This window comes from Mesorhizobium sp. (genome assembly GCF_005063415.1).
Lineage (GTDB): Bacteria > Pseudomonadota > Alphaproteobacteria > Rhizobiales > Rhizobiaceae > Mesorhizobium.
The window spans coordinates 1-5,135 of the sequence record NZ_SUEG01000081.1 but is presented as its reverse complement, the minus strand read 5'-3'; the positions used below and the strand labels follow the sequence as shown (position 1 = coordinate 5,135).

General features: G+C 64.4%; 5 protein-coding genes and 2 pseudogenes. 1 reads left to right on the top strand and 6 read right to left on the bottom strand.

The window, feature by feature from the left end; all coding sequences use genetic code 11:
• The 4 genes and pseudogenes from E5W70_RS20380 to E5W70_RS20365 form a co-directional block, all read right to left on the bottom strand.
• Positions 1–250: pseudogene (locus tag E5W70_RS20380) on the bottom strand (DUF58 domain-containing protein); the annotation flags it as partial.
• Positions 247–1,203, bottom strand: coding sequence for a MoxR family ATPase (locus tag E5W70_RS20375; protein ID WP_292661489.1), 957 nt, complete (start codon positions 1,201–1,203; stop codon positions 247–249). The gene E5W70_RS20375 and the pseudogene E5W70_RS20380, both read right to left, overlap by 4 nt.
• The gene (locus E5W70_RS20370; protein ID WP_292661485.1) at positions 1,190–2,389 is read right to left on the bottom strand and encodes a DUF4350 domain-containing protein; all 1,200 of its coding nucleotides are present in this window, start codon (positions 2,387–2,389) and stop codon (positions 1,190–1,192) included. The genes E5W70_RS20375 and E5W70_RS20370 overlap by 14 nt, the downstream gene beginning before the upstream one ends.
• Entirely contained in the window at positions 2,386–3,018 is a 633-nt protein-coding gene (locus E5W70_RS20365; RefSeq protein WP_292661482.1) for a DUF4129 domain-containing protein, read from the bottom strand. The genes E5W70_RS20370 and E5W70_RS20365 overlap by 4 nt, the downstream gene beginning before the upstream one ends.
• 192 nt (positions 3,019–3,210) lie before the next feature.
• Here E5W70_RS20365 and E5W70_RS20360 point away from each other — a divergent pair, with 192 nt between their 5' ends.
• Entirely contained in the window at positions 3,211–3,945 is a 735-nt protein-coding gene (locus E5W70_RS20360) for a hypothetical protein (RefSeq protein WP_292661479.1), read from the top strand.
• A 62-nt stretch (positions 3,946–4,007) separates the two neighbouring features.
• On the opposite strand, the gene E5W70_RS20355 is transcribed toward E5W70_RS20360, so the two are convergent.
• Both E5W70_RS20355 and E5W70_RS20350 read right to left on the bottom strand, forming a co-directional pair.
• A complete protein-coding gene (locus E5W70_RS20355; RefSeq protein WP_292661476.1) occupies positions 4,008–4,784 on the bottom strand; it encodes an N-formylglutamate amidohydrolase in 777 nt (258 codons plus the stop codon).
• Positions 4,784–5,135, bottom strand: a pseudogene (locus E5W70_RS20350) (glutamine synthetase); the annotation flags it as partial. The pseudogene E5W70_RS20350 and the gene E5W70_RS20355, both read right to left, overlap by 1 nt.

Below are 5,135 nucleotides of genomic sequence, written 5' to 3'. Positions count from 1 at the left end.
GCCCCGAGTGACGGTCGGCGATTTGCACGCCGAACTCGCCGCCGACACCGACCTGCTGCGGCGCATCGATGCTGGCATTCAGCGATGCCCGCCCGCGTCCGGCCGCGGCATCCACCGCCAGGAAGGCAAGCAGCAGGCAGCTCCACAGCAATCCCAGATACCAGAACGACGGCAGTGCCAGCGCGACCAGGAAGGCCGGGACCGCGCCGGCCGCTGCTGCCCAAACCGCTCGGCCACTGGGATAGATCAACGTGGTGCTTCCGTCTGGTCGACCAGGTCGGAAACGATCTGCTCGACCAGCCGGCCATCGATCTGTGCGGCAGGCGAAAGGATGACGCGATGGCGCAGCGCTGGCACCGCCAGCGCCTTGACGTCGTCGGGGATCACATAGGCGCGTCCGTCCAGCGCCGCCCGGGCACGCGCCGCCCGCGCCAGCATGGCGCCCGCGCGCGGGCTGGCTCCGACTTCCAGATCGGCATTTTCACGCGTAGCCCGGACCAGCGCCGCTATGTAGCCGACGACATCGTCGACGAGGGTGACGGAGCCGACGGTTGCGAGTGCCTCCTGCAGCGTCTCGCGGTCCGTCTGCGCCTCGATGCCATATTGCGCGATGTCGTGCGAGGCGGAGCCGCCGCCGTGATGGACGATGATGGCTCGTTCTTCCTCGGGGCCGGGATAGCTGACGCGGTGCTTGAACAGGAAGCGGTCGAGCTGCGCCTCCGGCAGCGGATAGACACCTTGGTGCTCGATCGGATTCTGGGTCGCGACGACCATGAAATTGCGGCCGAGCGAATGCGTGGTGCCGTCGAAGGTGACCGCATGTTCCTGCATCGCCTCGAGCAACGCGGCTTGCGTCTTGGGCGGCGTGCGGTTGATTTCGTCGGCAAGCAGAAGATCGCAGAAGATCGGACCGCGCGTCAGCGTGAACTGCCCGGTCTGGAAGTTGTAGATGTTCGACCCGACGATATCGCCGGGCATCAGGTCCGGCGTGAACTGGATGCGCCCGTAGGCGATCCCAAGCGCCTGGGCGAAGCAGCGTGCGGTCATTGTCTTGGCCGTGCCGGGAGGACCTTCGAGCAGGATATGCCCGCCCGCAAATAAGGCGGTCAGCATCAGGTCGACCGTATCGTGCTGCCCGGTAATCGCCTTGGCCACTTCTTCCCTGATCCGTGTCGCCAGGGCCTTCACATCATCGACGTTCACCGAGCCTCCTTGCCGTCCAGTCGTGCAGCTGTTCTGCTGCCTGTTGCATCTGCGTCAGGTTCTTGGCCTCGCCGGCGGCTTGCGAGCGCGTCGTGAAGCCGCCGGCTTGCTCCTTATCGCGAGAGTCGAGCCAGTGGTCGAGCGCTTTGCCTTGCAGTCCTTGCGGTGCCCCGAGCAGCGCGCCGGCGCGCACCCGCATCAGGGCCGCATAGCGGCTTCCCAGCTCCTCCAGCCGGCCGGCACGCCGCATGAGCATCGCCGTCGTGTCGACCAGCGCACGCTTGCCGAAGGCAATCGCACGCTGGTCGGCGCGCGGCGGGCCGAACCGGCCAAGGCCATGCAGGAACGCCAGCGCCGCGGCGACCAGGACCGTCAGTGTCAGCGCCAGAAACGGCGGCTCGACCAGAAGCTTGGCCAGATCATACTTTCGCCCCGCGCCGTGCAGCGTCAGATCGAACATCACCGGCCCGTCGTCCGGCTGGAGCAAGGCGATCAGCGCGAGCGCGGCTGCTGCCTTTTCGGGATCCTTGAGAGCGGCGTTGTTGATCAGGTCGGGGTCGGTCAGGATATAGAACGGCTTGTCGTCTAGTTCGGTAAGCACAGCCTTGTCATTGCCGGCTGCGATGAGAGGGTACTTGTCGGCCACCCACTGCAATTCTTCGGGTGCGGCAACCATGTTGCCTTCGATGTCGAGTTGCTTTGCCGTGCCCTGGCCGGCACCGATCTTTGCATCGGCGATCCGGCCAAGCCATTCGTTCACCACCGAACCGGGCAATCGCCCGAATTTCATGTTCCAGCCTTCATGCTCCTGCAGCGGCAGGATTTGCCATTTGGGCAGCACGAAGAGCGTGTTCTGGTCCCGGCGAAGGTTGAGGATGTGGTCGAGCGCTCCCGGATCGCTATCGGGCGAAATGGTGACGATCAGCAGCATGTCGGTGGCGAGATCGTCCTCTGTCCGCGCCATGAAGGGCGGTTCGCCGGTCAGCTTCAGCCATTCCGCCAGGCCGGCGTAGCCGACGCCGCTTTTCGACAGCGGCGTGGCGCCGCCATTGCCGGGTTGCCGGAAATCGGGGGCATAGGTGGACAGCAGGAAGAAACCGGCCGCCGCAAGCAGGCTGGCGAAAATCCCCCAAAACAGTGTCTTTCGATTGAACGGCTCCTGTGCCTCGACCGCCGGTGCGCTCACGTCCAGGCATCCCGGAAGGCGAACCGTTCATAGGCGCCGCGTGCTTGCCGCCAGCCTTCCGCGCCGACCGGCCGGCGCGCGAACAGCGCCGCCTCGACAATGCGGGCGATCTCGGTAAACGCATGGCGTGCCCTTCCCGGCAGGGAAGGGGCATTGGCGATGTCGCGCGCGGTGAGCGACGGGCGCAGGAAGTCCGGCAGTCGGCCGGCGATATCGGCGACGCTGCGCCGAAGCAAAAGGTGAACCGCCTCGTCATAGTCGCCGCATGCAGCCAGCGCATCCGCTTGCGACAGCAGGATCTGCGCGGCGCCGGCGTCTGGGCGCCAGGTTTCTTCGTCTTCGACTTCGGGCCGAGCGCGCTGCGACGGCAGCCGCCAGGCGATGCCTTTCACCTCGAGGAAGACCAAAAGCAGGATGATTGCGACGCCCGATATCACCGCCCCCCAGAACAGATAGATCATGTATGGACCGAGCCACGACAAAAAATCCTGCAGCGGTTTCAGCCACTCGGGCGGCTTTGGCGGCACATAGGCCGGCAGGTCGAACTGGATCGACTCATCGGCGATCAGCTGCTTGTGCAGATTGGTCAGCCATTCGGCTTCCGCTGTGCCTGGCTGTGCCAACGCCACCCGCTCCCCTGCAACCTGTGGTTCCCAGCCGACACTGACAATGCAGCGGAAGAATTGCAAGTGGGCTGGACGGCGACCGTCAATCTTGGCAGAATTACTACTAGGGCGCCGTGATATTGTTACGGCGAAACACGGGGGGAAATCATGGCTTCAACGACATTGGAACGGCCTGAGAAATTCGAGATCGGCAGGGTGTTCAACAACAGCTTCGCCGTGATCGGCCGCAACATCGGCTTGTGTCTTGGGCTCGCGCTGCTGTTTTCAGGCCTGCCGGCGATTATTCTTCGGCTGTGGAGCCAACCGCAAATAGATGCGGTTCTGCAGGGCGCCCCCGGCGCCGCAGCCGATCCCTCCATGATGTTTCAGAATTCATGGATTACGGCTATTGCGGGATTGCTATCCTTCGTTTTCGCGCTGCTGCTCCAGTCGGCGCTGGTGCGGGCGACGATAGAGGACTTGAACGGCAAGCGGCCGACCTTTGGCGACTGCATTCAGATAGCCATCCGCAATTTGCTGCCGACCCTTGGTATTGGGCTGCTCGTCGGCCTGGGTGCGGGCCTGGCGTCGATAGCCTTGCTGGTTCCCGGCATCATCTTATGGCTCGGATGGTGCGTGGCGGTGCCGGTTCTGATCCAGGAGCGGCTTGGCGTGTTCGGTTCGATGTCTCGCAGCCGTGTCCTGACCAAGGGCAACCGCTGGCCGCTATTTGGCCTCTTCCTGATCCTGATGATCATCGCGATGGTCATCCAGTGGGTGATGCTGGCAGTCATCGTCATGTTTGGCGGGATCATTGCTAGTGTGGGGGCAGCCTTGGTATCGACCGTACTATCGATGGTGCTGTCGGTGGCCACGGCGGTCAGCTATGTCGAGCTGCGGCAAGTCAAGGAAGGCACCAGCGTCGAAGAACTGTCGCAAATCTTCTCCTGAGGACGGTGGAGGCTTTTCGCCGACGGCTCGGCTCTCGCGTTGCGCTACTGAGCCGAGCTTGTTCACAAAGCCTTTGTCTGCGCCGGCAACGCTGCTGCCAGGCGGTGCGCCCATTCCTCGATGCCGGAGCGGCTCGCCAGCAAATCCTGCCTGATCTCGATGAGGACCGCGGGAACGCCGCGATCGTCGCCATGGACGGGTATGGCATAGTCGCCGTCACGGCTGATCAGGTAGGGTTCGTTTGCCGCGGCGTTGAGCGCACTATCGGCGCGCAGGCCGGCGAGCACTGCCTGGCCCAAATCGACTGCCCGGTCGTAAAGCACACCGGCGTGCCAGGGCCGCGCAATGCCGAGGAAGACCGGCGTGAAGGAGTGGATCGTCGCGATCCGCGTCGGTCTGCCCTGCTTCGCCCGCTCGTCGAGGTGGGCGGCCACATGGTCATGAAACGGCGCGAACATGATTTCGGCACGCCGGCTTCGCTCCTCCGGATCGAGGCCGACATTGCCGGGGATGTCAGTGTCCTCCGAGAGCACCGGAATGCTGCCGCTGGAACCCAGCGGCCGGTTCAGATCGATCAAAAGCCGCGAATAGGAGCTGAGGAAGGCCGGAGCATCGAGGAGCTTCGACAGAGCGCGGGTCACTTCGGCGGCGCCGATGTCCCAGGCGATATGGCGCCGCAAATGGCTGCGGTCGAGACCGAGCCGCGCATATTCGGCCGGGATGTGATTGGACGCGTGCTCGCATATCAGAACGATATCGGAACGCCCCGTTTCGTTGATCGCTTCGACCGCGGGTGGCCAACCCTGAGGTGGGATGGCGCTGGCAAGCGGCGCAGCCATCAATACAGCGTCCGGTAGAGGTCGCAGACCGCCACTGGGTCGAGACCGGCGAGGCGCTCGGTCTCATGCCGCTTGAGGCCGACAAAGGTCTCGACGAACACCGGCGCGAACAATCCTGTCACGGTCTTGTCGGCGACGAGCGCGTCGAGCGCCGCCGCCAGCGTTTCCGGCAGCCGCACGAGGCCAAGCTTCTTGCGCTCGGCAACGCTCATCTGCGTCGGGTCGCCTGAGACCAGCGGCGGCGCCGGCAGCTTGGCTTTCAGCCCCTCCAGCCCGGCGCGCACGATCGCCGCCAGCGACAGATAGGGATTGCCGGTGGCGTCGGCTGCCCGGTATTCGATGTTGTACTGC